Consider the following 26,839-nt stretch of genomic DNA (forward strand, 5'->3'; position numbering starts at 1 on the left):
CAGCGTTATGCCGCAGCGTCATGAATATGACGCTGCGGCATAACGCTGTCCACGACAACCACTCCCAGGCCGGTCGGCTCCGGCAGTTCGGGCCGCAGCTGCGGCCCGTCGGTAGGCCCGCCCGGACCGGCGACCGCCACCGCCGGGTCGACCAGCGACCGCCACCCCGGACTGGCGACGTCACCCCGCCGGATCGACCAGCGACCGCCATACCGGACCTGACGACGTCACCCGGGCGGGTCGGTCAGCGACCGCCACACCGCCGGCTCGGCCGACCGGTCAGCCGACCGGCGGGGCCCACCGGACCCCGCCGGTCGGCGTCACCGCAGTCGGGACTCGATCGCCTCGATGATGCGGGGGCGCAGTTCGGCGGCCCGGATCACCGCGTCGACCGAGCCGACCTCCACCGCCCGCTGGATGTTGTGCACCCGGTCGAACTCCGCCGCCACCTCGCCGAGCTTCTCCGCGCGGACCGCCGCGCGGGTCTCGTCGAGTTCCGCGGTCAGCGCCGCCCGCTCGGTGCCGGTGGCCGCCGCGACCCGCGCCTCCAGGTCGCGCACCCGCAGGTCGGCAGCGGTACGGGCGTTGACGTCGCCGGAGAACACCACCGCCGCCGCCGGGGCGCCGCCGAGCACCGAGGCGAACGAGCCCTCCAGTGCCAGCACCGTCATGTTCGGGTTCAGCGCCTTGGAGAAGACCACGAACGCCCCGCCGTGATAGCGGGAGATCACGCAGAACACGATCGGACCGCGGAAGTTGACGATCGCCCGGCCGATCTCGGCCCCGTACTCCAGTTGCAGTTTGCGCATCGACTCGGGTGAGCCGTCGAAGCCCGACAGGTTCGCCAGCACCACCAGCGGCCGGTTGCCGCTGGCCGCGTTGATCGCCCGCGCGGCCTTCTTGGACGAGCGCGGGAACAGGGTGCCCGCGGTGTAGGTGTCCGGGCCGTCGGTGGGCGGGAAGCCCCGGCGGGGCACCGACCGCGACTCGATGCCGAGCAGGCAGACCGGGATGCCACCGAGGTGGACGTCCTGCACCACCGCGGTCTCCGCGTCGGCCATGCCCGCCCACCGCTCCAGCACCGGGTGGTCCTGGTCGGACAGCGCCCGCATCACCGTACGGATGTCGAACGGCTTCTTGCGGTCCGGGTTCGCCGTGGCGGAGAAGATCTCGCCGACGGTGGTGAAGTCGCTGCCCGCCACGGTGTGCGGGAAGGCGGAGACGTCCCGGTCGGCCGGGTCGGCGGTGGTCGCCCGACGCGGGGCGTCCTCCCCGGGCGCGACGTACGTGTGGTCGTAGTACGACATCAGCACGTCCCGGGCCGCCGTCAGGTTGGGCGCCCAGTACTGCGCCTGCCCGTTGGGGCCCATCACCCGGTCGTAGCCGCCGATGCCGAAGTTGTCCTCGGCGGAGACCCCACCGGAGAAGTCCAGCGACTGCTTGCCGGTGAGCACCATCGCGGCCTCCGGCGTCATCACCAGGATGCCCCGGGTGTGCATGAGCATCGTCGCCTCGGCGTTCCAGTACGGCTGGGCGCCCACGTTGATCCCCGCGACCACGATGTTGATCTCGCCGCCGTCCTGGGTGAACTCGACGATCCGCTTGAGCGCCGCCGCCACCCAGTCCATGTTCTCGGTGCCGGAGCTCATCGAGATCCGCGCGCCGGCCGACAGGGCGTACCACTCCAGCGGCACCTGGAGCCGCTCGGCCAGGTCCAGGGCGGCGATCACCCGCCGGCACTCGGCCTCGGAGAGTGCGCCGAGCGACTTGGTCGGGTCGCCGAGCAGCACCACCCGGGTGACGCCCTGCGGGTGCCGCGGGGTCGGCGTGGTGACCACCCCCGCGACGATCGCCGCCGTGTTGCGGCCCCGGGGCCGGTCCACCGGCACCAGCGCGTGCTCGTCGTCGAGGTCGTGCTCGACGAACTGGCCGAGCATCCCGGTCAACTCGTACGGGTAGACCGTGTTGCGGCTGCTGGCCCGCAGCACCTTCAGCCGGTAGTCGTCGAGCGGCTCGACCGGGTCGGCCGGCGGCTCACCCATGCTCAGCTCGGCCCCGCCGGTGGCGTCGAACGAGATCCGTACCGCGATCTTGGTCAGCTCACCGGTGCGGCGGTCGCGCTGGCGCGCGATGAACAGGATCTCCTCCAGCCCCGCGCCGACGGTCGTCGGGCGGACCCGCCCGGCGATCATCTCCATCTCCTCACGGGTCAGGTCGCTCGGCGGCCAGACGTAGATGACGATCCGGTTGGTGTTGAAGCGGGTCTTGGACGGGCGGCGGGTTTGCGCCCGACGGATCGAGTCCAGGCAGGTGGCGACGATGTCCTCGGCCGTGGGCAGGGCGACCAGCCGACCGTCGTGCTCGCGCAGCGCCGTCAGGTCACGCACCTGGGCGAACGCGACGAGCCGCTCGTCGGACGGGTTCTCCCGGGCGACGGCCTGGAAGAGGTAGACCTCCTCGTCCGACGACGGCAGCCGGGTCAGGTCGAACTTGCGCAGCCGCTCCAACTGCATCCGCTGCGCGATGTACGGGTGCAGGCCCCGGATCAGCCGCTCCTCGCTCATCCCCGTGCTCGACGGGCGGAACGTGAAGTGGTGGTGCATCACCGCGCCGCCACGCCCGGCGACGGTGGTGGTGAGCCGACGGACCTGGGCCGGCAGCGGGTGCGCGTTGACGACCTCCAGCAGCGCGGCGGCCATCGCGTCGAAGTCCTCCGGCTGGTTCTCCCAGCCGAGGTAGATGTCGGCGTCGACGGCGGAGCCGTCCCCGGCCAGCTCGGCGAGCCCGCGCAGCGCGTCGCCCAACGCGTCGAAGCGTACGGCGGCGGAGAGCAGGCTGGAGTCGGCCCGCTCGGCCACCACGAACGTGCAGTCGGCGACCTGGCGGGTGCGGACGTCGGCGAGACCCTTGTTGCCGTAGTACCGCCGGGTCAGCACCTCCAGCATCACCGCGTTGTCGAGGTGGTCCCGGACGAGCCGCTGGCCGAGCACCCGGACCAGGGGTTCGGTGCTGCGGACCATCTCCGCGACCCGCTCGGCTCGGTCCGCCGCGTCCGGGTGCGCGTCCAGGTGACGCAGGTGGCGGCGGACCGAGGCGTACAGCCGGGCGCGGTTGCGCAGCAGCAGCGGCTGGGCGAACCAGGCGAACACCACGCCGCGCGCCAGGTCGGCGACGACCGGGAAACGCACCTGCGTCGCCGCCACCAGCCGCTCCAACGCGAGACCGGCGGGCTCACGCAGCACCGCGTCCGGCGGGGGCTCGCGCAGCCAGGAGCGCAGCAGCGTCGCGACGACCGTGGCGTCGGCGGAGGCCCGCTGCTGGGCCAGGAAGATGCGGAACACGGCGGCTTCGAGAGCGGGGGAGCGGTCCAGCTCGGTGACGCCGTAGTGGCCGAGGGCCTTGGCCAGCTTGGCCTGGAAGGGCGCCGGCAGCCCGGCCCGCTCGACGTCGAGGCTCTGCAGGTAGGTGTGGAAATACTCGCGGGCGCTGGGGACGTGGTTGTCCCCGCTGACGTCCTCACCGGTCAGCCGGTTGCGGGTCAGCTCGGCGAGGTCGGCGAAGACGTCGACGAGGTCGATCTCCTCGGCCAGCGGACGGTGGCCGTCCTCGATGGCGGCCCGCCGTGCGGCGAGGTACTCGTCGAGCACCCGGCCGTCGTCGTGCGGGTCCACGTCGAAACCCAGCAGCAGACCACGGAGGTCCTCTTGGCCGCGCCGGGACCGCTCGACCGCCGGGGCCTGGTCGGGCGCGACGGGAAGGTCCAGGGCGACGGGAGCGGCGGTGGGGGTGTCCGGGGTGTCGTCGGAGTCGTCGGCGAGGGGCTCCAGCCGCAGCAGCGCCGCGCCGGCCTCCACCTGGCTGCCGACGGAGACGCCGCACTCCCTGAGCCGGGCCCGGAACGGTGCCCGCAGCACCGTCTCCATCTTCATCGCCTCCAGCACCAGCACCGGTGCGCCCGCCTCGACCTCGGCACCCACCTCCACCGGCGTCGCGACGACCAGCGCCGGCATCGGGGAGCGGACCACGCCGCCCTCGTCGCGGCCGACCCGGTGGGTCACGCCGTCGACCTCGACCAGGTGGATCGCGCCGTGGGTGCCGGTGAGCAGCCGGTACCGGGCACCGTTGACGGCGATCTGCCCGGTGTGCCGGTCGAACCGGTCCAGCTCGACGTCGGCGGTGTGCACGTCGCCACCGGCCTCGATACCGACCCGGAACCGGTGCGCGCCGACCCGGGCCACCCGCATCCGGTAGCCCACGCCGCGCAGTTTGAGGTCCAACGGCCGGCCGCTGACGTGCTGAACCTGGGGACGCCCGCCGAACGCCGTCGACAGCAGCCGCTGCTGCTCGGCGCGTTCCTGCTCCTCGTACGCCTCGATCGCGGCGGCGGCGAGCGCGACGGCGGAGTGCCGGTGCGAGACGAGCCGGCCCTCGGCGCGTACCCGGTCGATCCAGCCGGTGTCGGCGCTGGCGTCGATCACCTCGGGCTGGTCGAGCAGGTCGAGCACGAAGCTCTTGTTGGTCGCGCCGCCCTCGATGATCACGGTGGTGTTGGCCATCGCCCGCCGCAGCCGGCCGAGCGCCTCGTCGCGGTCCCGCCCGTAGGCGATGATCTTCGCGATCATCGAGTCGAAGTCGGCCGGGATGGTGTCGCCCTCGCTGACCCCGGTGTCCACCCGGATGCCGGGCCCGGCGGGCAGGTCCAGCCGGGCGATCCGGCCGGGGGCGGGCGCGAAGTCGCGGTCCGGGTCCTCGGCGTTGAGCCGGGCCTCGATGGCGTGCCCGCGCTCCAGCGGCGGCACCCCGTCGAGCCGGCCGCCCGCCGCGACGTGCAGCTGCGCCTTGACCAGGTCGAAACCGGTGGTCAGCTCGGTGATCGGGTGCTCCACCTGGAGCCGGGTGTTGACCTCCAGGAAGGCGAACAACCGGTCACCCGGGTGGTAGAGGAACTCGACGGTCGCCGCGCCCCGGTAGCCGACCGCGACGGCCAGCCGTTCGGCTGACGTCTTGAGCTCGACGGCCTGCTCCGGGCTGAGCACCGGGGAGGCGGACTCCTCGATGACCTTCTGGTTGCGCCGCTGCACCGAGCAGTCGCGTACGCCGAGCGCCCAGGCGGTGCCCTGACCGTCCGCGATCACCTGGACCTCGACGTGCCGGGCGCCGGTGACCAGGCGCTCCAGGAACACGATGCCGCTGCCGAAGGCGCGGGCCGCCTCCTGGCTGGTGCGCTGGTAGGCGTCGGCCAGCTCGGCGTCGCTGGTGACGACGCGGATGCCCCGCCCGCCACCACCGGCGGTCGCCTTGAGCATCAGCGGGTAGCCGATCTCGGCGGCGGCGGTGATCGCCGCCTCCAGGGTCTCCACCGCGCCCCGGCTCCACGGCGCGACCGGCACGCCGACCTCCTCGGCGATCAGCTTCGCGCCGATCTTGTCGCCGAGCTTGCGCATCGCGTCCGGGCTCGGCCCGACGAAGGTCACCCCGATCTTCTCGCACAGCTCCGCGAAGGCCGGGTCCTCGGCGACGAAACCCCACCCGACCCAGGCGGCGTCGGCCCCGGTCTCGACCAGGGCGTGCTCCAGCTTCTTGAGGTCGAGGTACGGCCGGGCGGAGGCGGGACCGAGGTCGTAGGCGACGTCGGCCTCGCGGACGAATGTCGCGGTACGGTCGACGTCGGTATAGAGGGCCACGGTTTCGATCCGCGTGTCGGTCTGCGCGGCCAGCTCTCGGACCGCGTGAATGAGGCGCATCGCGGCCTCACCCCGGTTGACGATGGCGACACGGCTGAACACCCGACCGACTCCTCCGGTAGATCCACGAGTACGCGCCGCAAGGCATCGACCCCCGACAGCGATCACCCTTCCGGCTGCCGGCCGGTAGCGCCATGTCGTAATCACCGAACCCTGAGCGGTGACCGTTGTAGGAACCCCACAAAAGTTTTTGGTCCTCCCCGCCCGCGCCGGTGGTGGCGCGGCACCCGCCGCAGGTCGCGGGGGTCAGGCGTCGACAGTCGCCGTCGCGGCCACCTCGCGGCGGCGGATCACCGCGATCAGCGCCGTGCCGACGGTCAACAACGCCCCGGCCACGACCAGCGCCACCGCCCCGTTCACCCGCAACGTCAGCACCGCGGAGACGAACGCGCCCAGCCCCATCGTGGTGATCGCCCCGAACCGGCGCAGCCAGGCCGTACCCGGACCGCCGGCGGCCCGGCTGTCGGTGGAGAGGTTCACCATGGTCATGGTCACCACGACCGTGGAGAGGTCCCGGATACCGATGTGCTTGACCGCTGCGGCCTGCGCGCCGAGCACCAGGGCGAGCAGCCCGGTGACGGTCAGCATCACCCCGTGCGTCGGTGGGCCGGTGGCGAGCCAGAGCCCGGCCAGGGCGAGGGTCAGCACACTGCCGCCGACCAGGATGGCCAGCCCGGCGGCGGGCAGCGCCGCCGGCCCCGACGAGCGCCGGGTCAACCGGGCGGCGAGCACCGCGCCGAGCATGAACGCCAGCAGCGCCACCAGGTTGTTGAGCACCGGCAGGCCGGACACCCCGGCCAGCCCGAAACCGATGAAGAGCACGTTGCCGGTCATGTTGCCGGTGAAGACCCGGTCCAGCGCGAGATAGCTCACGCCGTCGACCGCCCCGGTCGCCGCGGTCAACACCAGCAGCGGCAGCTCGTAGCTTTTCGTCATGGGCCCTTCCGATGATCGTTTCCGGCCGGAGTCTACCCATGACCTGCGGGAACGTCCCGGGCGACCGGGACGGCGGTCCCTGGTGGCCGGGACGTGGCGGCCCGTTGACTGGGCCCATGACCAACGTTCCGGACCACTTCCCCGCCCACGTCAAGGGTTCCTACGTCAACTGCGAGGAGTACGCCCGCGAGGCGCGGCTCACCCCGCCACCGGACCACATCCCCGCCCACGTCAAGAACTCCTACGTCAACTGCCAGGAGTACGCCCGCGAACTGCAGCTCACCCCGCCACCGGACCACATCCCCGCCCACGTGAAGAACTCGTACCCGACCTGCCAGGAGGCGGTCCGCCCGCCCCGGCTCACCCTCGTCCCGGCGGCCGGGGCATGACCACGCTCGTCCCGCCCCGACTCGACCCCGCCTGGCGGGAGTGGCTCGTCGAGAACCTCGCCATGGGCGCGTCGGTGCCGCAGGTGCGGGCCGCCGCCGTCGCCGGGTCCGCCGACCCCGAAGCCGTCGACGCCGAGCTGCGGGACCTGGCCGACCACCCGTACCTCGCGGTGTGCCGCCGGCTCGCGCTGCGCTACGACTGGCTGGAGTCGGTGCTCGACACGTACCGGACGCTGCGCGACAGCGACGGAGGTCGGACCCTGGAACGGCGTGCGGACCTCGACCCCGCCGAGTTCTTCTCCCGCTACTACTTCGGCAACCGGCCGGTCGTGCTCGATGGCCTGATGGCCGACTGGCCCGCCCTCGGCTGGACGCTTTCCGGCCTGGCGGCGGCCTGCGGCGATGCCGTGGTCGAGGTGATGACCGGGCGGGAGGCCAACCCCGACCACGCCTGGCAGTACGACCGGCACCGCACCAGCATGCCGTTCCGCGACTACCTGGCGCTGCTCGGCTCCGGCCGGCGCACCAACGACTACTACATGGTGCCGCGCAACGAGAACTGGTCCGGGGCGCTGCGCCCGCTCGCCGCCGACATCCGGGCGCCGGAGGGGATCGTGGACCCGTCCGGGCTCGGGCACCTGCTGCTCGGGCCGGCCGGCACGGTGACCCCGCTGCACGTGGACAACAGTTCGGTGCTGCTCGGCCAGGTGCTCGGCCGCAAGCACGTCCGGCTGGTCCCGTCGTACGAGCGGCACCTGGTCTATCCGCGCGGCGGCACGTTCAGCGCGGTCGACGCGGCGGACCCGGACCTCACCCGGCATCCCCGGTTCGCCGAGGCGACGGTGCTCGACGTGGTGCTGGAACCGGGGCAGCTGTTGTTCGTGCCGGTGGGCTGGTGGCACTGGGTGCAGGCGCTGGAGGTCAGCGCCACCGTCAGCTTCCACCACTTCCGGGTCCCGGGGCAGAACCACAAGATGGCCACCCCGCCGGCAGCCGGTGTCGACCGGTGACGCCGGGGCGGCCCCGCTCGACCGGAGCGGGGCCGCCCGCTGCCGCCGGTGACCACCTGAGCGTCGGCCACCCCTGCCACCCCTTGCTCACATGCATTATCGTCGATCGGACTGTGGGGTGATCCGGCGAGCCGGATCTTCGATCGTGAAGGTGGCCGTTTTGCGTTATGCCGATGGACCGGGCGTGACCTACGAGGTCTACGTCGAGGCGATTCCGTCCCGGGTCTGGGAACTGGTGACCGACATCCACCTGCCGGCCCGGCTGAGCCCGGAGTTGCAGCGGGTGGAGTGGCTCGACGACACCAACGGCCTGGCCAAGGGGGCCAGCTTCCTCGGCTACAACAGCCATCCACGCATCGGTGAGTGGCGGACCGCGTCGTACGTCACCGAGCTGGACCAGGAGCGGGTCTTCGGGTGGGTCGTCACGGACGTGGACGGCGCGTTCGCCGGCCCGGACGGCGCCGGCCGGGCCGACGTGTCGTCCCCGGCGGCCACCTGGCGTTTCGAGCTGGAACCGGAGGGCGCCGGCACCCGGCTGCGGCAGACCGCCCAGGTCGGTCCGGGCCGGTCCGGCCTCAGCCTGGTGATCGACCAGGCCCCCGAGCACGAGGAGCAGATCGTCGAGTCCCGCCTCGGCCAACTCCGCTCCCACATCGAGTCCGTCCTCGACGGCATCAAGGCCCTAGCCGAAAACCGAACCCCCTAACCCCCCTCCCTCCCCCTCCCCCCGGGGGGCCTCCGGCCCCGCCCGGAGCCTCCCACCCCGCCCGGAGCGTCCCGGTGATCAAGAGGAATGCGTCAGGAACCGCTCGTCGGGTGACGTTTTCCTCTTGATCACCGGGAGTTGGCGGGGTGCTGCGACGTGGCGGGCGTGGTGGGGGGAGGGGGCGGGATTAGGGTGGTGGCGTGGATCAAGAGGATCGGATCGCGCTGTTTCTCGACTACGAGAACCTCGCGCTGGGCGCGCGGGACCACCATGGCGGGCGGGCCTTCGACTTCCGCCCGATCGCCGACGCCCTGGCGGAGCGGGGTCGGGTGGTGGTGCGGCGGGCGTACGCCGACTGGTCGTACTTCGACGAGGACCGTCGGATGCTCACCCGCTCGCACGTCGAGCTGATCGAGATCCCCCAGCGGATGGGTGCGTCCCGCAAGAACGCCGCCGACATCAAGATGGCGGTCGACGCGGTGGAGCTGGCCTTCGAGCGCGGCTACATCTCCACCTTCGTGATCTGCACGGGGGACAGTGATTTCACCCCGCTGGTGCACAAACTTCGCGAACTCAACAAACGGGTCATCGGGGTCGGGGTGGAGAAGTCCACCTCGGCGCTGCTCCCGCCCGCCTGCGACGAGTTCCTCTACTACGACCGGCTGGAGGGCGTCGACGTCCTGCCCGTCCGGGCCCGGCGGGGCCGGCCGGCCCGTGCGGCGGAGCCGCAGCAGGTCGAGACGGTGGAGCAGGAGCAGGCCGAGCCGGAACGCCCGCCGGCCGCCGAGGAGCCGGTCCGCGACGCGGACGCGCTCGCCGTGCTGGTCGCGCAGACCGTGGCCGGCCTCCAGGGCAGTTCCGACGGCGAGGTGACCGCCTCCCGGCTCAAGCGCACCCTGCTGCGCAAGGACCCGACCTTCAGCGAGTCCGACTACGGGTTCCGCACCTTCGGCGAGCTGCTGCGTCACCTCGCCGGGCACAACGTCGTCGAGTTGGCGGAGGGGCCGGCCAAGGGCGACCCCGAGGTGTCCCTGCCCGAGCACGGCGACCAGGAGGTGGCCTTCGCGTTGCTCCGCAGCGTGGTGGCGGAGCTGGCCGGGTCCGGCGGCCCGGTGGCGCTCTCCGGCCTCAAGAACCAGCTCCGCCGGGCCCGCCCCGAGTTCAGTGAGAAGAAGCTCGGCTACCGCAGTTTCCTCCAGTTCTGCAAGGCCGCCGCCACCGCCGGCGAGGTCGCGTTGGCCTGGAGCGCGGAGGCCGACGACTACCTGCTCACTCCCCGGCAGGGGTGACCGGGGCCGGGTCCGTGAGGGATCTCGACGAATTCGTGACTCACGTCCTGAGGCCGATTTGCTATACGGTCGGCAAATGATGGTCGAGGAGCACTGGTGGAACGGTGACCCGAGCCCGCGCGGGCGGCGGGACGTGTACATCCGTACCGACGGGGAGGCCTGGGAGGTCCAGGCGCAGATCGGCGGGGCGTCGGGTCGCTCCCGCGTGCAGCAGTGCCCGAGCCGGGCGGCGGCGGTAATCCTCGCCGACGCCTGGCGCGGCAGCAACCCCTCCTGGCGCGGGCTGCATCACTGATCGGCCGGGCCGGTCGGCGGGCGGTCCGCACCGCGTCCCGCCCGCATCCGGCCCCCGGTGGAGTTTCCCGGGCCCGGTCGAAAGTCATCCGCGCCCGGCTGAGGGCCCCTTCGGGTCGGCCCCCCGACGTTCCCACCGCGCGGAAACGCTGATTACTGAGAGTGAAATTCTCGTTACGAAGGTGTCCTGAGCTGCCCGTGGTCACCCGAGTTAATTGGCAACATTCTTGACAGAAGCGCGGCATATCGACATCCTTCGTGGAGAGCGCTCTCCCCCGGTGCGCGCAACCCACCCGCCCCCGATGTCGTCCCCGAGGAGCCTCCCGTGCTCGCAACCCGACCCCTCACCCGCGCGGCGGTCGCCCTGGTCACCCTTGCCGCCGCCCTCGTCCTGCCGGCCCAGGCCGAGCCCGCCTCGGCCGCCATCGGCGGCATCAGCTGGCAGGACGAGTTCAACGCCGCCGCCGGCACCCCCGTCGACCAGAACAGGTGGCGCTTCGACATCGGCGGCGGTGGCTGGGGCAACAACGAGCGGCAGTACTACACCAACAGCACCAGCAACGCCGTCCACGACGGACAGGGCAACCTGGTGATCACCGCCCGCAAGGAGAACCCGGCCAACTACCAGTGCCACTATGGCCGGTGCGAGTACACCTCGGCCCGGCTGCTCACCGCCGCCACCTTCAACCAGGCGTACGGCCGGTTCGAGGCCCGCATCAAGATCCCGCGCGGGCAGGGCATCTGGCCGGCGTTCTGGATGCTCGGCAACGACATGGGCAGCGCCGGCTGGCCCGCCGCCGGTGAGATCGACATCATGGAGAACATCGGCCGGGAGCCGAACACCGTCTACGGCACCGTGCACGGCCCCGGCTACTCCGGCGGAGGCGGCATCACCGGCAGCCGTACCATCGGCCAGCCCCTCGCCGACACCTTCCACACCTACCGGGTGGACTGGGAGCCGAACCTCATCGTCTGGTACCTCGACGGCGTCGAGTACCACCGCGTCGACCCGTCCCGGCTCGGCGGCAACCGCTGGGTCTACGACCACCCGTTCTTCATGATCCTCAACGTGGCGGTGGGCGGCAACTGGCCCGGCTACCCCGACGGCTCCACCCAGTTCCCCCAGCAGATGCTCGTGGACTACGTGCGGGTCTCCAGCTACGTCCCCGGCGGCGGCAACCCGCAGCCCGGCACCACCCGGCTGCGGGGCGCGCAGAGCGGCCGATGCGTCGACATCCCGAGCGCCAACCCGGTCGACGGCGCGAAACTCCAGATCTGGGACTGCAACACCACCGCCGCGCAGGCCTGGACCTTCGCCACCGACGGCACCGTACGCGCGATGGGCAAGTGCATGGACCCCGCCTGGGCCGGCACCGCCAACGGCACTGAGGTCAACCTGGTCACCTGCAACGGCAACCCGGCCCAACGGTTCACCCTCAACGGCGCCGGGGACCTGGTCAACCTCAGCGCCAACCGGTGCGTCGACGTCCGCGACCAGAACCCCAACAACGGCGGCAAACTGCACCTGTGGGACTGCCTCGGCGTGAGTAGCCAGAAATGGTCCCGCTTCTGACCGCACCCCGGCGGTAGCCCCGCGACGGATGGCCCCTCAGCGTGTGCTGGGGGGCCATCCGTCGTTCCGCCACGATGCCCGCGGTCGGAGTCGCCCGGCCCGCAACCCCAGCCGCCGCGCGGGTGGCCCGGCCGACGGTGACCCACGGTCGAGGTCGGAGCGTCGCGGGCTAGGGGGCGCTCTGGGGGCGGTAGGGGGTTAGTGGTGCGCCGGGCCGCCGTAGGGTCATCGCGAACAACCAACAATCCCCGAAGAAGCTCTCTGTTTCGACAATTGCCGCCGCGCTGACCCGTGAGTCGATATTGACCCGGGTCTGCCCGGCTGGGGCTAGTGGCGGGAGACGTAGATGGAGAACGAGGAGAAGCTTCTCGGGTACCTGAAGCGGGCCACCACGGATCTGCGTGAGGCCCGTCGGCAGTTGCGTCAGGCCGAGCGCCGGGAGTACGACCCGATCGCGATCGTCGGTATGAGCTGCCGCTTCCCGGGTGGTGTGGATGGCCCGGCCGCGTTGTGGCGGCTCCTGGCAGACGGGACCGACGCGGTCTCCGACTTTCCCGACGACCGGGGCTGGAACGTCGAGGACATCTACGATCCCGACGATTCCAAGGCCGGTAAGACGTACGCGAAGACCGGCGGTTTCCTTTCCGACGCCGCCCTTTTCGATCCGGAGTTCTTCGGCATTTCCCCGCGTGAGGCGATCGCCATGGACCCGCAGCAGCGGCTGCTGCTGGAGGCGTCCTGGGAGGCGTTCGAATCGGCCGGTATCGCCCCCGCCTCGGTGCGCGGCAGCCGTACCGGCGTGTTCGCCGGGCTGATGTACCACGACTATTCCAGCCGGCTGCCGGTGGTGCCCGCCGAGCTGGAGGGTTTCATCGGCAACGGCAACACCGGCAGCATCTTCTCCGGCCGGGTCGCCTACGTGCTGGGCCTCGAAGGCCCGGCGATCACCGTCGACACCGCCTGCTCCTCGTCACTGGTCGCGCTGCACCTGGCGATCCAGTCGCTGCGCCGCGAGGAGTGCACGCTGGCGTTGGCCGGCGGCGTGACGGTGATGGCCACGCCTGAGACGTTCGTCGACTTCAGCCGCCAGCGGGGCCTGGCCGCCGACGGCCGGTGCAAGCCGTTCGCCGCCGCCGCCGACGGCACCGGCTGGGCCGAGGGCGTCGGGGTGCTGCTGGTCGAGCGGCTCAGCGACGCCCAACGCCACGGGCACCGGGTGCTGGCCGTGGTCCGCGGCACCGCGGTCAACCAGGACGGTGCCAGCAGCGGTCTCACCGCCCCCAACGGTCCGTCGCAGCGCCGGGTCATCGCCGACGCGTTGGCCAACGCCCGGCTCACCGCCGACCAGGTGGACGCCGTCGAGGCGCACGGCACCGGCACCCGGCTCGGTGACCCGATCGAGGCGCAGGCGATCCTCGCCACCTACGGCCAGGACCGGGAGCAGCCGCTCTGGCTGGGCTCGGTGAAGTCGAACCTGGGCCACACCCAGGCCGCCGCCGGGGTCGCCGGGGTGATCAAGATGGTGCTGGCGATGCGGTACGGCGTACTGCCCCGCACCCTGCACGTCGACCGGCCCACCCCGCACGTCGACTGGACGGCCGGCGACGTACGGCTGCTCACCGACGCCGTCGAGTGGCCGGACACCGGGCGACCCCGACGGGCGGCCGTGTCGTCGTTCGGCCTCAGTGGCACCAACGCCCACGTGGTGCTGGAACAGGCACCCCCGGTCGAGCCCACCGACCCGGCCGAACCCCCCGCCCCGACCGCGGCCACCGGCTCGGCCGTGCCCGTCGCCACCGAGCCGCCGGTGCTGCTCTGGCCACTGTCCGGGCGGTCGACGGACGCACTGGCCGCGCAGGCCGACCGGTTGCGCGGCTTCCTCACTGACGAACGCCCGGTGGACGTCGGGTTCACCCTCGGTGCCGGCCGGTCCGCGATGGAGTGCCGTGGCGTGGCCGTCGGCGCGGACGTGGCTGAACTGGTGTCGGGTCTCGACGCCCTCGCTGCCGGCACCGGCCTGACCGGTCGGGCCGACCACGGCCGCACCGCCGTGCTGTTCACCGGTCAGGGTGCGCAGCGGGTGGGGATGGGTCGTGAGTTGGCGGCGGCTTTCCCGGTGTTCGCGCAGGCTCTGGATGAGGTGTGTGTGGCGTTCGGGCCGTTGCTGGGTGGTGATCTGCGGGAGGTGATGTTCACCGACCCGGACGGTCTCCTGGACCAGACCGGCTGGACGCAGCCGGCGTTGTTCGCGGTTGAGGTGGCGTTGTTCCGTCTGGCGGAGTCGTGGGGGTTGAAGCCGGACTTCGTGGCGGGTCATTCGATCGGTGAACTTGCCGCCGCGCATGTCGCGGGGGTGTGGTCGCTGGCGGATGCGTGTCGGGTGGTGGCGGCGCGTGGTGGTCTGATGCAGGCCCTTCCGGCGGGTGGGGCGATGTTGGCGATCGCCGCCCCGTTGGCGGAGTTGGATCTGGGTGACGTGGACGTGGCGGCGGTGAACGGTCCTCGTGCGGTGGTCGTGTCCGGCACGGAGGAGCAGATCGCCGCGTTGGAAGCCTCCCTTGAGGTGAAGACGCGTCGGCTTCGGGTGTCGCATGCGTTCCATTCGCATTTGATGGACCCGATGCTCGCCGAGTACGGGCAGGTCCTCGACGGGGTCACCGCCAACCCGGCGACCGTTCCGCTGGTGTCGACCGCGACCGGTGATCTCGCCACCGACGAGGAGTTGGGTTCGGTCGGGTACTGGCAGGGTCAGGTGCGGGGGACCGTGCGGTTCGCTGACGCGGTGGCCGCTCTGGCGGCCCGGGGTGTGACCCGGTTCGTGGAGATCGGGCCGGACAGTGTGCTGACCGCGATGGTCGCCGACTGCGTCGAGGACGCCACCGCCATCGCGCTCCAGCGCCGTCGACGCACCCAGGCCGGTCCGGCACAGCAGCCCGACGACAGCGCGCAACAGCACGACGACGGCCAGGTGCCGGCGTACGCGGCCGGGATGGCGCAGGCATGGGCTAGTGGGATCGAGCTGGACTGGTCGGCCGTCGACCCGGGTGGCCGACAGATCGACCTGCCCACCTACGCGTTCCGACACCAGCGCTACTGGCTCGACGCGCCACCCGGGGCCGGCGACACCGCCGGGCTCGGCCAGTTCCCCGCCGACCACCCGATGCTCGGTGCCGTCGTCGACCTGCCCGACACCGGCGGTGTGGTGCTCACCGGCCGGCTCGCCCGCACCGCCCAGCCGTGGCTCGCCGACCACGCGGTCTTCGACACCGTCCTCGTCCCCGGCACCGGGCTGGTCGAACTCGCCCTGCGCGCCGGTGACCAGGTCGGCTGCCCGGTACTCGACGAGTTGACCATCAACGCGCCGCTGGTGCTGCCCACCGACGGCGGTCTGGCCCTGCGGGTCACCGTCGACGCCGCCGACGACAGCGGCGCTCGTACCCTCGGCATCTGGAGCCGGCCCGACGACGCGACCGACTGGACCCGGCACGCCGAAGGGGTCCTGGTCCGGCAGGCCGGGGCCGACCCGGCCGCCGCCGACCTCACCGAATGGCCGCCCGCCGGTGCCGAACCCGTCGACCTCGACGGCCTCTACGACCGGCTGCGTGACCACGGCTACGGCTACGGGCCGGTGTTCCAGGGGCTGCGCGCGGTGTGGCGGCGCGGCGACGGCGACGCCGCCGAGGTGTGGGCCGAGGCGGCGCTGCCCGAGGTGGCCGCCGCCGACGCGCCCCGGTTCCTGCTGCACCCGGCGCTGCTCGACGCGGCCCTGCACGCCAACCTGGTCGACGAGGGCGCGGGCGACACCCCACTGCCGTTCTCCTGGCGCGGCGTCACCCTGCACGCCGCGCACGCCGCCGCCCTGCGCATCCGGATCTCCCCGGCCACCGGCGACAAGCTGGCCGTCACCGTCGCCGACGGGCACGGCAACCCGGTCGCCACCATCGACCAGGTGGTGGCCCGGCCGGTCGCCGCCGACGCGCTCGGCGCCGCCGCCCGCAGCCGGCACCGCCACCTCTACGAGGTGACCTGGCAGCCCGTCCCCACCCCGGCCGCCGCCACCGACGACTGGACCGCCCTCGACATCGACGCGGAACTGCCCGAACCCGCGCCCGACACCGTCGTGGTCACCCTGGACCCGCCCGGCACCCCGCCGGCCGCCGTGCACGAGGCCACCGAACGCCTGCTGGGGCTGCTGCACCGCTGGCTCACCCACCCGGGGTACGCGCACAGCACGCTGGCACTGCTCACCCGGGACGCGGTCGGAGCCGGTGACACCCCGGTCGACCCCGCCGCAGCGGCCCTGTGGGGGCTGGTCCGGGCCGCCGAAGCCGAACACCCCGGCCGGTTCGTGCTCGTCGACACCGACGCACCCGGCACCACCCACCTCGCGGCGGCCCTGGCCACCGGTGAACCCGAGGTGGCCGTCCGGGACGGGCAACTGCTGGTGCCCCGGCTGGCCCGGCTGCCCGTCGACACCACCGCCGACAGCCCGTGGCCCGTCGACGGCACCGTCCTGATCACCGGTGGCCTCGGTGGGTTGGGCAGCCTCGTCGCCCGGCACCTGGTCACCCGGCACGGCGTACGCCGGCTGCTGTTGACCGGGCGCAGCGGCGCGGCCACGCCCGGCGCGGCGGAACTGGTCGCGGACCTCACCGCCGCCGGCGCCGACGTGACGGTCGCCGCCTGCGACGTCGCCGACCGGGACGCGGTCGCCGCCCTGCTCGCCGGGCATCCGCTCGGCGCGGTGGTGCACGCCGCCGGCACCGCCGAGAACGCCCTGGTCGACGCGCTCACCCCCGCACAACTGCACCGGGTGCTGCGGCCCAAGGTGGACGCCGCCTGGCACCTGCACGACCTCACCCGCGACCACGACCTGACCGCCTTCGTGCTGTTCTCCTCGTCGGCCGGCTGGGTGGCCGGGGCGGGGCAGGGCAACTACGCCGCCGCGAACCTCTTCCTCGACGCGCTCGCCCAACGCCGCCGCGCCGACGGACTGCCCGCGACCTCGCTGGCCTTCGGCCTGTGGGCCACCGGCACCGGGATGGGCGGTCACCTCGACGACGCCGACCTGCACCGGATGCGCCGGCTCGGGATGCCCGCGATGACCACCGACGAGGGACTGGAGCTGTTCGACGCGGCCGTCGCCGCCGGCCGGGCCACCGCCGTACCGGTGCGGGTCGACCTGGACGCGCTGCGGCGGCGCACCGACGCGCTGCCGGCCGTGCTGCGCGGCCTGGTCCGCACCCCGGCCCGGCCCACCGCCGGTGCCGCGCCGGCCGGCGGCCCCCGCTGGCGCAGCGGCTCGCCGGGCTCTCCGACACCGACCGGGAGACCCTGCTGCTCGACCTGGTCCGCACGCACGCCGCCGCCGTGCTGGGTTTCCCCGGCCCGGCGTCGGTGGAACCCGGGCGGGCGTTCAAGGACCTCGGGTTCGACTCCCTCGCCGCCGTCGAGTTCCGCAACGTGCTCAGCACCGTCACCGGGCTGCGGCTGCCCGCCACCCTCGTCTTCGACCACCCCGAGCCCACCGCCCTGGCCCGCGCGCTCAAGGCCGAACTGGTGGTGCCCGACGCCGACCCGGCCGGTGCGGTCCTCGCCGACCTCGACCGGCTGGAGAAGGCCCTGGCCGAGGTGCCCGGCGACGAGCACGCCCGGCTGACCGCCCGGCTGGAGGCGGTGCTGCGCGGCTGGCAGGACCGGGCCGGCCGCCCCGACGACGACACCCCGCACGACTACGAGTCCGCCACCGACGAGGAACTGTTCGACGTGCTGGAGAACGAGCTCGGCATCTCCTGACGGCAGTCTCGACGAACCTCCGGCGCGGGAAAGATTGGTGTGAACGATGGCGAACGACGACAAGCTCCGGACCTTCCTCAAGCGCGCCACCGCCGAACTGCAACAGGCCAACCGGCGGCTGCGTGAGGTGGAGAGCCGGGACCAGGAGCCGATCGCGATCGTCGGCATGGGCTGCCGCTACCCCGGTGGGGTCCGGTCGCCGGAGGACCTGTGGCGGCTCGTCGCCGACGGCACCGACGCCATCTCCGGCTTCCCCACCGACCGGGGCTGGGACGTCGACGGCGTCTACGACCCGGAGCCCGGCAAACCCGGCAGGAGCTACACCCGGCACGGCGGTTTCCTCTACGACGCCGCCGACTTCGACCCGGGCTTCTTCGGGATGAGCCCCCGGGAGGCGGTGGAGACGGACCCGCAGCAGCGGTTGCTGCTGGAGGCGGCCTGGGAGGCCTTCGAGTACGGCGGGATCGACCCGACCGCCATGAAGGGCAGCGCCACCGGCGTCTTCGTCGGCGTGATGCACCACGACTACGTCGACAGCACCACCTCCGGCAGCCTCGTCTCCGGTCGGGTCGCCTACAACCTGGGCCTGGAGGGCCCGGCGATCACCGTCGACACCGCCTGCTCGTCGTCGTCGGTGGCCGTGCACCTGGCCTGCCAGTCGCTGCGCAAGGAGGAGTGCGGGCTGGCCCTGGCCGGTGGGGTCGCGGTGATGGCCACCCCACAACTGTTCGTCGAGTTCAGCAGGCAACGTGCCCTGTCCCCGGACGGCCGCTGCCGCTCCTTCGGCGACGGTGCGGACGGCGCGGCCTGGGCCGAGGGCGTCGGGGTGCTGGTGCTGGAGCGGTTGTCCGACGCGCAGCGCAACGGGCACCGCGTCTATGGGCTGATCCGGGGTTCGGCGGTGAACCAGGACGGTGCGTCGAACGGGTTGACCGCGCCGAACGGGCCGGCCCAGCAGCGGGTGATCCGGGCGGCGCTGGCCAACGCCCGGCTCTCCGTCGCCGACGTGGACGTGGTCGAGGCGCACGGCACCGGTACCACCCTGGGTGACCCGATCGAGGCGCAGGCGGTGCTGGCCACCTACGGCCGGGACCGGGAGCGGTCGCTCTACCTCGGCTCGATCAAGTCGAACATCGGGCACGCCCAGGCCGCCGCCGGGGTCGCCGGGGTGATCAAGATGGTGATGGCGATGCGGCACGGCACCCTGCCGCGCACCCTGCACGCCGAGACGCCGTCCCGGCAGGTCGACTGGGGCGCCGGGGACGTGCGGCTGCTCACCGAACAGGTCGACTGGCCGGCGGTGGACCGGCCCCGTCGGGCCGGGGTGTCGTCGTTCGGGATCAGCGGTACCAACGTGCACCTCATCGTCGAGCAGGCACCCCCCGTGGAGGCCGTCGCGGCGGGACCGACGCCACCGGTCACCCTCTGGCCGGTGTCGGGACGCTCCCCCGAGGGGCTGACCCGCCAGGCCGCCCGGATCGCGGAGTTCGCCGCCGGCACCGATGCGCGTCCGGTGGACGTCGGGTTCTCGCTCGGCGCGGGCCGGGCCGGGTTGGAGTTCCGGGGGGTGGCGGTCGGCCGGGAGGGGGCCGAGCTGTCCGCCGGCCTCGACGCCCTGGTCGCCGGCACCGGCCTGTCGGGTCGGGTGACCGGCGGTCGTACGGCGGTGTTGTTCACCGGTCAGGGTGCGCAGCGGGTGGGGATGGGTCGCGAGTTGGCGGAAGCCTTCCCGGTGTTCGCTGCTGCGTTGGATGAGGTGTGTGTGGCGTTCGGGTCGTTGCTGGGTGGTGATCTGCGGGAGGTGATGTTCACCGACCCGGACGGTCTCCTGGACCAGACCGGCTGGACGCAGCCGGCGTTGTTCGCGGTTGAGGTGGCGTTGTTCCGTCTGGCGGAGTCGTGGGGGTTGAAGCCGGATTTCGTGGCGGGTCACTCGATCGGTGAGTTGGCTGCCGCGCACGTGTCCGGTGTCTGGTCGCTGGCGGACGCCTGCCAGGTGGTGGCGGCCCGGGGTGGTCTGATGCAGGCCCTGCCGGCCGGTGGGGCGATGTTGGCGATCGCCGCCCCGTTGGCGGAGTTGGATCTGGGTGACGTGGACGTGGCGGCGGTGAACGGTCCTCGTGCGGTGGTCGTGTCCGGCACGGAGGAGCAGATCGCCGCGTTGGAGGCGTCGCTTGAGGTGAAGACGCGTCGGCTTCGGGTGTCGCATGCGTTCCATTCGCATCTGATGGACCCGATGCTGGCCGACTACGGGCAGGTCCTCCGTGGAGTGACCGCCAATCCGGCGGCGATCCCGCTGGTGTCGACCGCGACCGGTGACCTCGTCACCGACGAGGAACTCGGCTCGGTCGGGTACTGGCAGGGTCAGGTGCGGGGGACCGTGCGGTTCGCCGACGCGGTGGCCGCTCTGGCGGCCCGGGGTGTGACGCGGTTCGTGGAGATCGGGCCGGACAGTGTGCTGACCGCGATGGTCGCCGACTGCGTGGAGGACACCGCAGCGATCGCGTTGCAGCGCCGGGACCGGGACCAGGTCACCGCGTACGCGACCGGGATGGCGCAGGCGTGGACCACCGGCGTCGACCTCGACTGGACGGCCGTGCACCCCGGCGCGCGACAGGTCGACCTGCCCAGCTACGCCTTCGCCCGGCAGCGGTACTGGCTGGCCGCCCCCACCGCCGCCCCGGCCACCGTCACCGACGACTGGCGGTACCGGGTCGTGTGGCGGGGCACCGACCTGCCCACCGGGCCGGAACTCACCGGCGACTGGTGGCTCGTCACCCCGGACCCGCTCACCGACGACCCCCGGATCACCGCCATCGCCGACGCGCTCGCCACCCGGGGCGCCACCGTCACCAAGCTCACCGGCACCGACCTGCTCCCCGGCACCGACCCGCTCGCCGGCCGGGGCACCCCGAGCGGGATCGTCTCGCTGCTCGGCCTCGACGACACCCCGGACCCGTACGACGCCGGGCTGTCCGCCGGGGTCACCGGCACCGTACGCCTGGTGCAGGCCCTCGCCGCCGCTGACATCACCGGCCGGCTGTGGTGCCTGACCACCGGCGGGGTAGCCGTCGACCGGTACGAGGACCTGCCGCACGCCGCACAGGCCGGCCTCTGGGGTCTCGGCACGGTGCTCTCCCTCGACTACCCCGGCTGGTGGGGTGGCCTGGTCGACCTGCCCGCCGACTGGACGCCCGACATCCTCACCCGGCTCGTCGACGTGCTCGCCGACGGCAGCGAGGACCAGGTCGCCCTGCGTACCGCCGGGGTGCTGGCCCGGCGGATGGTGCGCTGGCCCGTCGCCGGCAGCCCCGACCGGCGCTACACGCCCACCGGCACCGTGCTCGTCACCGGCGGCACCGGCGGCATCGGCGCGCACCTCACCGAATGGCTCCTCGACCAGGGCGCCGAGCGGGTGGTGCTGGCCAGCCGGCGTGGCCCCGCCGCCCCCGGCGCCGCCGACCTGGCCGCCCGCCTGCCCGGCGTGCAGGTCGTCGCCTGCGACGTGGCCGATCGGGACGCGGTCGCCGCGCTGCTCGACGGGATCGGCGTCGACCTGACCGCCGTCTTCCACGCCGCCGGGGTGCTCTACGACCCGGCCCCCCTCGGCGAGACCGACCTCGACGACTTCGCCGCCGTGTGCCGGGCCAAGGTCCTCGGCGCGACCCACCTCGACGCCCTGCTCGGCGACCGGCCGCTCGACGCGTTCGTGCTGTTCGCCTCCGGCGCGGCCGTCTGGGGCAGCGCCGGGCAGGCCGCCTACGGCACCGGCAACGCCTGGCTCGATGCGTTGGCCCACCAGCGCCGCCGCCGGGGCCTGGCCGCCACCTCGGTGGCCTGGGGCACCTGGGGCGGCGGCGGCATGGTCGACGACAAGGCCACCGCGCAACTCCTGCGGCAGGGCACCCCACCGATGGAGCCGCGCCTCGCCCTCGGGGCGTTGCGGCAGGTCCTCGACCACGACGAGAGCCACCTCGTGGTCACCGACATCGACTGGGCCCGGTTCACCCCGATCTACACCCTGGCCCGGCCCCGGCCGCTGCTCGCCGCGCTCCCCGAGGCCCAGCAGACCCCGGCCACCGCCGCCCCGACCGCGCCCACCGACACCTCCGTGCTGGCCGGGCTGCCCGACGCCGAGCGGCTGCCGTACCTGCTGGACACCGTCCGCGCCCAGGTCGCCGCCGTCCTCGGGTACGACGCGGCGACCACCGTGGACGTCCAGCGGCCGTTCCGGGAACTCGGGTTCGACTCGCTGACCGCGGTCGAACTGCGCAACGCCCTCGGCGCGGCCGTCGGGCTGCGCCTGCCGGCCACCATGGTCTACGACCACCCGACCCCCGCCGTGCTGGCCCGCCACCTGTACGACGAACTCGTCGGCACCGCTGCCCCGACCCCCGTCGCGTCCGGCGTCGGCGGGTCCGACCCCGACGAGCCGATCGCCATCATCGGAATGAGCTGCCGTTACCCCGGCGGCGTCCGGTCCCCGGAGGACCTGTGGCGGCTCGTCGACAGCGGCACCGACGCGATCAGCGCGTTCCCCGTAGACCGGGGCTGGGACTCCGACGCCCTCTTCGACGCCGACCCGGACCAGCCGGGCACCAGCTACGTCCGCTCCGGCGGTTTCGTCTACGAGGCGGGCGCGTTCGACGCCGAGTTCTTCGGTATCTCGCCCCGCGAGGCGATCGCCATGGACCCGCAGCAGCGGCTGATGCTGGAGGTCACCTGGGAGGCGGTCGAGCGGGCCGGGATGGACCCGGAGGCGTTGCGTGGCAGCCCCGTCGGGGTGTTCGTCGGCTCCGGCGCCCAGGACTACGGTGACCTGCTCGGTCTCGCCCCCGCCGAGTCGGAGGCGTACCTGAGCACCGGCAGTTCCGCGTCGGTGATCTCCGGCCGGGTGTCGTACGCGTTCGGGTTCGAGGGGCCGTCGATGACCATCGACACGGCGTGTTCCTCGTCGCTCGTCGCACTGCACCTCGCCAGCCAGGCGCTGCGGGCCGGGGAGTGCGCGACCGCCGTCGCCGGTGGGGTGCTGGTGATGTCGAACCCCACCCCGTTCGTGGCGTTCAGCCGGCAACGGGGGCTCGCCCCGGACGGCCGGTGCAAGTCGTTCTCCGACGACGCCGACGGCACCGGCTGGGCCGAGGGCGTCGGGGTGCTGATGCTGGAACGGCTCTCCGACGCGCAGCGCAACGGGCACCGCGTCTATGGGCTGATCCGGGGTTCGGCGGTGAACCAGGACGGTGCGTCGAACGGGTTGACCGCGCCGAACGGGCCGGCCCAGCAGCGGGTGATCCGGGCGGCGCTGGCCAACGCCCGGCTCTCCGTCGCCGACGTGGACGTGGTCGAGGCGCACGGCACCGGTACCACCCTGGGTGACCCGATCGAGGCGCAGGCGCTGCTCGCCACCTACGGTCGGGACCGGGACCGCCCTCTGTGGCTCGGCTCGATCAAGTCCAACATGGGTCACGCCCAGGCCGCCGCCGGCATGGCCGGTGTGATCAAGATGGTGATGGCGATGCGGCACGGCACCCTGCCGCGCACCCTGCACGCCGAGACGCCGTCCCGGCAGGTCGACTGGGCGGCCGGCGACGTACGGCTGCTCACCGAGCCGGTCGACTGGCCGGCCGGGGACCGCCCCCGCCGCGCCGGGGTGTCGTCGTTCGGCATCAGCGGCACCAACGCGCACGTGATCGTCGAGGAGGCTCCGCCAGCCGGGCCCACCGCACCGGCCGCGATCCCCGAGCCGCCGGTGGTGCTCTGGCCGCTGTCCGCCCGGTCCGCCGGTGCGCTGGCCGAGCAGGCCGCCCGCCTGCGGGACTTCCGCACCGAGGAACGGCCGGTCGACGTGGGGCACTCGTTGTCCGCCGGTCGGGCGGCCCTGGACCACCGGGCCGTCGCCGTCGGCGGTACGGCCGCCGAGCTGGCCGCCTCCCTGGAGGCCCTGACCTCGGGCAGCGGCCTGTCAGGTCGGGTGACCGGCGGTCGTACGGCGGTGTTGTTCACCGGTCAGGGTGCGCAGCGGGTGGGGATGGGTCGTGAGTTGGCGGCGGCTTTCCCGGTGTTCGCGCGGGCTCTGGATGAGGTGTGTGTGGCGTTCGGGTCGTTGCTGGGTGGTGATCTGCGGGAGGTGATGTTCACCGATCCGGGTGGTGTGTTGGATCAGACGGGGTGGACGCAGCCGGCGTTGTTCGCGGTTGAGGTGGCGTTGTTCCGTCTGGCGGAGTCGTGGGGGTTGAAGCCTGATTTCGTGGTGGGTCATTCGATCGGTGAGTTGGCTGCCGCGTATGTCGCGGGGGTGTGGTCGCTGGCGGATGCGTGTCGGGTGGTGGCGGCGCGTGGTGGGTTGATGCAGGCTCTGCCGTCGGGTGGGGCCATGTTGGCGATCGCTGCGCCGTTGGCGGAGTTGGATCTGGGTGACGTGGACGTGGCGGCGGTGAACGGTCCTCGTGCGGTGGTCGTGTCGGGGACGGAGGAGCAGGTCGCGGCGTTGGAGGCTCGTCTTGAGGTGAAGACGCGTCGGTTGCGGGTGTCGCATGCGTTCCATTCGCATTTGATGGACCCGATGCTGGCCGACTACGGGCAGGTCCTCCGTGGAGTGACCGCCAATCCGGCGGGTGTTCCGTTGGTGTCGACCGCGACCGGTGATCTTGTCACCGACGATGAGTTGGGTTCGGTCGGGTACTGGCAGGGTCAGGTGCGGGGGACCGTGCGGTTCGCTGACGCGGTGGCCGCTCTGGCGGCCCGTGGGGTGACGCGGTTCGTGGAGATCGGGCCGGACAGTGTGCTGACCGCGATGGTCGCCGACTGCGTCGAGGACGCCACCGCGATCCCGCTCCAGCGCCGCAAGCGTGAGCAGGTCGAGGCGTACGCCGCCGGGATGGCGCAGGCGTGGATCAGCGGTGTCGACCTCGACTGGGCGGCCGTCAACCCGGGCGGCCGGACCGTCGACCTGCCCACCTACGCCTTCCAGCACCAGCGGTACTGGATCGAGCCCGACACCACCGCCGGCACCGGCACCGACGAGGCCGACGGCGGGTTCTGGGACGCCGTCGACCGGGGCGACACCGACCTGCTCGCCGACGGTCTCGGCGTCACCCCCGGTGTCGTCACCGAGGTACTCCCCGGCCTCGCCGCCTGGCGCGACCGGCAACGGGACGCGGCCACCGTGGACGACTGGCGCTACCGGGTGGTGTGGCGCTCCACCGAGCTTCCCGACGGCGGCGAACTCACCGGCACCTGGTGGCTCGTCGTACCGGCCGCGTCGACCGGTGACGAGCGGTTGACCGCCCTCGCCGCCGGACTGGCCGACCGGGGCGCCGACGTCGTCACCGTCACCGGCACCGACCTGCCCGCCGGGGACACCCCCGCCGGGGTGCTGTCCCTGCTCGCCCTCGACGACACCCCCGACCCCACCGACGCCGGGCTCTCCGTCGGCGTCACCGACACCGTCGCGCTGATCCAGGCCCTCACCGCCACCGACTTCGCCGGCCGGATCTGGTGCCTCACCGCAGGCGGCATCGCCGTCGACCGGTTCGAGGACCTGCCGCACCCCGCGCAGGGCGCGCTCTGGGGCCTCGGCACCGTGCTGTCCCTGGAGTACCCGCACTCCTGGGGTGGCCTGGTCGACCTGCCCACCGACTGGACCGACGAGCACGTCGCGCGGCTCGCCGACGTCCTCGCCTCCGGTGCGGAGGACCAGGTGGCCGTCCGTACCGCAGGGGTGCTGGCCCGACGGCTGGTCCGCTGGCCCGCCGCCGGCAACGCCGAACGCCACTACACGCCCACCGGCACCGTGCTGGTCACCGGCGGCACCGGTGGCATCGGCGCGCACCTCACCGGATGGCTGCTCGACCAGGGTGCCGACCGGGTGGTGCTGGCCAGCCGGCGCGGCCCGGCCGCCCCCGGCGCGGCCGACCTGACGGCCCGGCATCCGGGTGTCGAGGTCGTCGCCCTCGACGTGGCCGACCGGGACGCGGTCGCCGCGCTCCTGGCCGACCTCGGTGACGAGCTGACCGCCGTCTTCCACGCCGCCGGGGTGCTGCACCAGGAGAGGTCGCTGCCGGAGACCAGCGTGGCGGAGTTCGCCGACGTGTGCCGGGCGAAGGTGCTCGGCGCGGTGCACCTCGACGCGTTGCTGGCCGACCGGCCGCTGGACGCGTTCGTGCTGTTCTCCTCCGGTGCCGCGGTGTGGGGCAGCGCCGGCCAGGCCGGGTACGCCACGGCCAACGCGTACCTCGATGCGCTGGCGCACCGGCGGCGGACCCGGGGTGCGGTCGCCACCTCGGTCGCCTGGGGCAGCTGGGCCGGCGGCGGGATGGCCGACGGGGAGGCCACCGCGCACCTGCGCCGGCAGGGCACCCCGCCGATGGAACCCCGGCTCGCCGTCCGGGCGCTGCGGGAGGCCCTCGACCACGACGAGAGCCACCTCGTCGTCGCCGACATCGACTGGACCCGGTTCACCCCGGTCTACACCCTGGCCCGGCCCCGGCCGCTGCTGGCCGCGCTGCCCGACGCCCAACCCGAGGCCGAACCGGCCGCCCCGGTCGCCGCGACCGCCGACCTCGCCGGCCGGCTCGCCGCGATGCCGTCACCGGACCGCCTGGACACCGTCCTGGCGCTGGTCCGCGACCAGGTCGCCGCCGTCCTCGGGTACGTCTCCGGCGCGGACGTCGACCCGGAGCGGGCGTTCAAGGAGGCCGGGTTCGACTCGCTGACCGCCGTGGAGCTGCGCAACCGGCTCACCACCGAGACGGCGCTGCGGCTGCCCGCCACCCTGGTCTTCGACTACCCGACCCCGACCGAGCTGGCCCAGCAACTGCTCACCGAGCTGGTGCCCGCCGACGCCGGGGGCGTCACCCTGCTCGACGACCTCGACCGGCTCCAGGCGGCGCTGTCCACTCTGGACGCCGACGCGGTCGCCGCGCTCGACGAGAGCACCCGGGCCGGGGTGGGGGAGCGGCTGCGCACCATGCTCGCCGCGTGGACCGCCGGTCAACGCCCGGCCGAGGTCGCCAGCGTCACCGAGGATCTCGACACCGCCTCCGACGACGACCTCTTCGACTTCATCGACAGCAAGTTCGGCACCTCATGATCCGTCCGCTC

The 26,839-nt window shown here is 73.1% G+C and carries 9 protein-coding genes and 1 pseudogene; 8 read left to right on the forward strand and 2 right to left on the reverse strand.

Features of this window, described 5'->3' with window-relative positions; all coding sequences use genetic code 11:
- Positions 1 to 320: 320 nt before the first annotated feature.
- Positions 321 to 5,786: a carboxyl transferase domain-containing protein gene (locus J7462_RS29505; RefSeq protein ID WP_219469092.1), complete on the reverse strand. Its 5,466-nt coding sequence runs from the start codon at positions 5,784 to 5,786 to the stop codon at positions 321 to 323.
- 204 nt (positions 5,787 to 5,990) lie between these two features.
- On the reverse strand, positions 5,991 to 6,680 hold the full coding sequence (locus tag J7462_RS29510) for a YoaK family protein (RefSeq protein WP_219469095.1): 690 nt from the start codon (positions 6,678 to 6,680) through the stop codon (positions 5,991 to 5,993).
- Between the two features lie 116 nt (positions 6,681 to 6,796).
- On the opposite strand from J7462_RS29510, the gene J7462_RS29515 reads away from it, so the two are divergent.
- The 8 genes and pseudogenes from J7462_RS29515 (at position 6,797) to J7462_RS29555 (ending at position 26,828) form a co-directional block, all read left to right on the forward strand.
- Complete coding sequence (locus tag J7462_RS29515; protein WP_219469098.1) at positions 6,797 to 7,069, forward strand: hypothetical protein; 273 nt, start codon at positions 6,797 to 6,799, stop codon at positions 7,067 to 7,069.
- Positions 7,066 to 8,079 carry a cupin-like domain-containing protein gene (locus tag J7462_RS29520; protein ID WP_219469103.1) on the forward strand — a complete coding sequence of 338 codons (1,014 nt, stop codon included), beginning with the start codon at positions 7,066 to 7,068 and terminating at the stop codon, positions 8,077 to 8,079. Before J7462_RS29515 ends, J7462_RS29520 begins: the two co-directional genes overlap by 4 nt.
- A gap of 184 nt (positions 8,080 to 8,263) precedes the next feature.
- Positions 8,264 to 8,785 carry an SRPBCC family protein gene (locus J7462_RS29525; RefSeq protein WP_219469105.1) on the forward strand — a complete coding sequence of 174 codons (522 nt, stop codon included), beginning with the start codon at positions 8,264 to 8,266 and terminating at the stop codon, positions 8,783 to 8,785.
- A 200-nt stretch (positions 8,786 to 8,985) separates the two neighbouring features.
- A complete protein-coding gene (locus J7462_RS29530) occupies positions 8,986 to 10,074 on the forward strand; it encodes an NYN domain-containing protein (RefSeq protein WP_219469109.1) in 1,089 nt (362 codons plus the stop codon).
- Positions 10,075 to 10,150: 76 nt separating this feature from the next.
- On the forward strand, positions 10,151 to 10,369 hold the full coding sequence (locus tag J7462_RS29535) for a hypothetical protein (protein ID WP_091251726.1): 219 nt from the start codon (positions 10,151 to 10,153) through the stop codon (positions 10,367 to 10,369).
- A gap of 324 nt (positions 10,370 to 10,693) precedes the next feature.
- Positions 10,694 to 11,941, forward strand: a complete 1,248-nt coding sequence (locus J7462_RS29540; RefSeq protein ID WP_307799570.1) for a glycoside hydrolase family 16 protein — start codon at positions 10,694 to 10,696, stop codon at positions 11,939 to 11,941.
- A 346-nt stretch (positions 11,942 to 12,287) separates the two neighbouring features.
- A pseudogene (locus J7462_RS32770) lies at positions 12,288 to 17,737 on the forward strand (SDR family NAD(P)-dependent oxidoreductase).
- 46 nt (positions 17,738 to 17,783) lie between these two features.
- Positions 17,784 to 26,828 (forward strand): type I polyketide synthase, encoded by a 9,045-nt coding sequence (locus J7462_RS29555; protein WP_219469112.1) that lies wholly within the window; start codon positions 17,784 to 17,786, stop codon positions 26,826 to 26,828.
- The last annotated feature ends 11 nt before the right edge of the window (positions 26,829 to 26,839 follow it).

Source organism: Micromonospora sp. RL09-050-HVF-A, from assembly GCF_019374995.1.
Taxonomy (GTDB): domain Bacteria; phylum Actinomycetota; class Actinomycetes; order Mycobacteriales; family Micromonosporaceae; genus Micromonospora; species Micromonospora antibiotica.

Coding starts and splice junctions, on each gene's coding strand:
- J7462_RS29510 (WP_219469095.1), bottom strand. CDS start 6,680: ATGACGAAAAGCTACGAGCTGCCGCTGCTGGTGTTGACCGCGGCGACC.
- J7462_RS29515 (WP_219469098.1), top strand. CDS start 6,797: ATGACCAACGTTCCGGACCACTTCCCCGCCCACGTCAAGGGTTCCTAC.
- J7462_RS29520 (WP_219469103.1), top strand. CDS start 7,066: ATGACCACGCTCGTCCCGCCCCGACTCGACCCCGCCTGGCGGGAGTGG.
- J7462_RS29535 (WP_091251726.1), top strand. CDS start 10,151: ATGATGGTCGAGGAGCACTGGTGGAACGGTGACCCGAGCCCGCGCGGG.
- J7462_RS29555 (WP_219469112.1), top strand. CDS start 17,784: ATGGCGAACGACGACAAGCTCCGGACCTTCCTCAAGCGCGCCACCGCC.